The following is a 3,885-nucleotide window of genomic DNA, read 5'->3' as shown; positions in this document are numbered from 1 at the left end:
AAGCGACCGTGCTGTGGACAGTGATCATGCTGCAATACCAACTTTGCTGGCAACATCAGCAGTGCATCATCATTTAATTCGTAAAGGTTTGCGTGGGCAGGTAGGTATTGTAATAGAAGCCGGCGATGTTTGGGAAGTGCATCACTTTGCATGTTTAATTGGTTTTGGTGCAACTGCTATCAATCCATATTTAGCAATGGCCAGCATCCGCAACATGAAAAATAATGGCACACTGCAAACAGATTTAGAATGGAATGACCTGCGTAAAAATTATATCAAAGCAGTGTGTGATGGTTTGCTGAAAGTGTTTTCTAAAATGGGCATCTCCACTTTACAATCTTACCAGGGTGCACAAATTTTTGAAATATTAGGATTGAATAAAGAAGTGGTAGATAAATATTTTACCGGTGCCATCAGCCGTATTGAGGGTGTGAATTTAGATGGCATTGCAAAAGAAGCATTAGCCAAACATTATGTAGCATTCAGTCAAAAAAATATTCCGGTGGATAGATTGCCCGTTGGCGGTATTTACCAATGGAAACGCAAAGGTGAATTTCATTTGTTTAATCCTACAACCATTCATTTATTGCAGTACTCTACAAAAATGAATGATTATGCAACGTTTAAAAAATACAGCAAGCATGTAAACGACCAGAGTGAAAAAGCGGCTACGCTGCGTAGTTTGTTCCAATTTAAAAAGAACAGGCCTTCCATTTCAATTGACGAAGTAGAACCGGCACAAAATATTTATAAGCGCTTTGCAACAGGCGCCATGAGTTTTGGTTCTATCAGTTGGGAAGCACATACTACATTGGCAGTTGCCATGAATCGTTTGGGCGGTAAAAGTAATACCGGCGAAGGTGGCGAAGATGACAGGCGCTATGATAAATTACCCAATGGCGACAGCATGCGTTCTGCAATTAAGCAGGTGGCATCTGCAAGATTTGGTGTTACCAGTTTGTATTTAACCGAGGCAGATGAATTACAAATTAAAATGGCACAGGGTGCCAAGCCTGGCGAAGGTGGACAGTTGCCCGGCCATAAAGTAGATGAGTGGATTGGTAAAGTGCGCCATGCAACACCCGGTGTAGGATTAATTTCTCCACCGCCGCACCATGATATTTATTCTATTGAAGATTTAGCGCAATTAATTTTTGATTTAAAAAATGCCAACCGTGCCGCAAGAATAAATGTAAAATTAGTAAGCAAAGCCGGTGTGGGTACTATTGCTGCAGGTGTTGCAAAAGCAAAAGCGGATGTTGTTTTAATTTCCGGTCATGATGGTGGCACAGGTGCATCACCCATAAGTTCTATCAAACACGCCGGCTTACCGTGGGAGTTAGGTTTGGCAGAATCGCATCAAACTTTAGTAAAAAATAAATTACGCAGCCGTGTGGTTTTGCAGGCCGATGGGCAAATGAAAACTGGCCGTGATATTGCGATTGCAACTTTGTTGGGTGCCGAAGAATGGGGCGTTGCCACTGCAGCGTTAGTGGTAGAAGGTTGTATCATGATGCGTAAGTGTCATTTAAATACATGCCCTGTTGGTGTGGCCACACAAGACCCTGAATTAAGAAAACGTTTTACCGGCAATGCAGATCATGTGGTTAATTTCTTTATGTTTTTAACGGAAGAGTTAAGAGAAATTATGGCAGAGCTTGGATTTAGAACCATTAACGAAATGGTGGGCCAGGCAGAGTGTTTGGAGCAAAGAGAAAATGTTGCACACTGGAAATACAATAACCTTGATCTCTCTGCAATATTATATAAAGAACCTGCATCTGCATACACCGGTTTATATAATATGGAAGAGCAGGATCATGAATTAAAAGAAGTATTAGACTGGAAATTATTAGAAGCTGCAATTCCTGCTTTGGCAGAACAACAAAAAATTAGTGCTTCTTTCAATATAAAAAATATCGACAGAACTACAGGAACAATTTTAAGTAACGAAATAACAAAATTGTACAAGGCTAATGGTTTGCCTGATGAAACAATCCATTTTAAATTTACCGGCACAGCAGGACAAAGTTTTGGCGCCTTTAATACCAAAGGCGTAACATTAGAACTGGAAGGCGATGCCAATGATTATTTTGGTAAAGGATTAAGCGGTGCCAAATTAATTGTGTATCCATCAAAAGATGCTGGCTTTGTACCTGAAGAAAATAGTATTATTGGTAACGTGGCTTTTTATGGCGCTACCGATGGCGAATCTTTTATCAGAGGAAAAGCCGGCGAACGTTTTGGTGTACGCAACAGCGGTGCAAACGTAGTGGTAGAAGGCGTTGGCGACCACGGCTGCGAATACATGACGGGTGGCAATGTAATTATTTTGGGTGCAACCGGACGCAATTTTGCAGCAGGCATGAGCGGAGGCATTGCATATATATATGATGTGCAGCACCAGTTTGCAAAATCCTGTAATAAAGAAATGGTGGATATTGATCCTGTTGCAGAAGAGGATATTTCTTTTTTACAATCCATGATTCAAAAGCATTTTGACAATACAAAAAGTACCGTTGCAAAATTTGTACTGAATGATTTTGAAAATCAGTTGAAAAATTTTGTAAAAGTTTTTCCTAAAGATTATAAAAAAGCTTTGGCAGGAAAAAAGATAAAAGCAAAGGTCAGTAAATTATTTTTTTTTGGGGACGGGCATAGAAGCTTTGCTCATCATTGTTGCGTCGCACTCTTGTGCGGCATACCAATGTGGAACTTTTACCGAAGCGGAGATTAAAGCGAATTTCACCTCACCTATCCTCTCCTTTAGGAGAGGGAAATGGAGGAGATTGTTGCGAAGAATGAAACGAAGATGATAATTTATAACAGCTCCGTAGGAGCTTAAGATGGGTAGAAAAGATAGTATATGTTTTTCATCGTCCCGTAGGGACGGAAGGTGCTTTTGCAAAATTAAGTTAGGGTGGGTCACTCCTTAAAGAGTGGCTCACCCAGCAAAAATAAAAGAAGCTGCTACTGCCGCAAACCGGTTTTGCTTTTGTAAAACATAATTAAAGTTCAATAAAGTTATGTTGTACAAGAGTGCGACGCCACCGAAGCTTAATAGAAATAATAAAGCTTGGCCCAAAAGAATAAATTTTTTTATAAAAGCTATCAATAAAAAAAATACAAACTCCGAATAACTCCCCTTTAGGGGATGGGGGCAATAAAAAAACACAATCAAATGGGCAAACCAACAGGTTTCTTAGAATTTACAAGAGAACTTCCAGCTAAAAGAAAAGTGGAAGAAAGGCTGAATGATTACAATGAATTTATTCAACGCTACACCGATCAAAAGTTGAATGAACAATCGGGCCGTTGTATGAACTGTGGTGTACCGTTTTGTCATAACGGTTGCCCGCTGGGCAATATCATTCCTGAATTTAATGATGCCGTGTACCGCAAAGAATGGAAAGAAGCGTACGACATTTTATCATCTACCAATAATTTTCCGGAGTTTACCGGAAGAATTTGTCCGGCGCCATGTGAGACGGCCTGTGTGTTGGGTATTAATCAACCAGCCATAACTATCGAAGAAATAGAAAAGCATATTATTGAAATTGCTTTTGATAAAGGTTTTGTGCAACCCAAAAAACCAATTCTTCGCACAGGTAAAAAAATTGCAGTGGTAGGCAGCGGCCCGGCAGGCCTGGCAGCAGCGGCACAATTGAATTATGCCGGTCATAATGTAATGGTGTTGGAAAGAGATGATTTACACGGAGGTCTATTGCGTTATGGCATACACGATTTTAAATTAGAAAAATGGGTGATAGACAGAAGGATAAAATTAATGGAAGAAGAAGGCGTGGTGTTCCGATGCAACGCTAATGTAGGAGTGGACGTAAGCATTAATGATTTGCTGAGAGAATTTAATGCCGTTGTTTTATC

General features: G+C 40.1%; 2 protein-coding genes. Both read left to right on the top strand.

Annotated features, from left to right (window positions below):
- A partial coding sequence (gene gltB, locus ACY65O_RS03675; protein WP_462219497.1) for a glutamate synthase large subunit occupies positions 1 to 2,737 on the top strand: 2,737 nt, incomplete at its 5' end.
- Between the two features lie 444 nt (positions 2,738 to 3,181).
- Positions 3,182 to 3,885, top strand: a 704-nt coding sequence (locus ACY65O_RS03670) for an NAD(P)-binding protein (RefSeq protein ID WP_462219496.1), incomplete at its 3' end; no start/stop codon positions are given.

Source organism: Ferruginibacter sp. (genome assembly GCF_031430955.1).
GTDB lineage: Bacteria > Bacteroidota > Bacteroidia > Chitinophagales > Chitinophagaceae > Ferruginibacter.
This window is presented reverse-complemented; position numbering and strand designations above follow the sequence as displayed.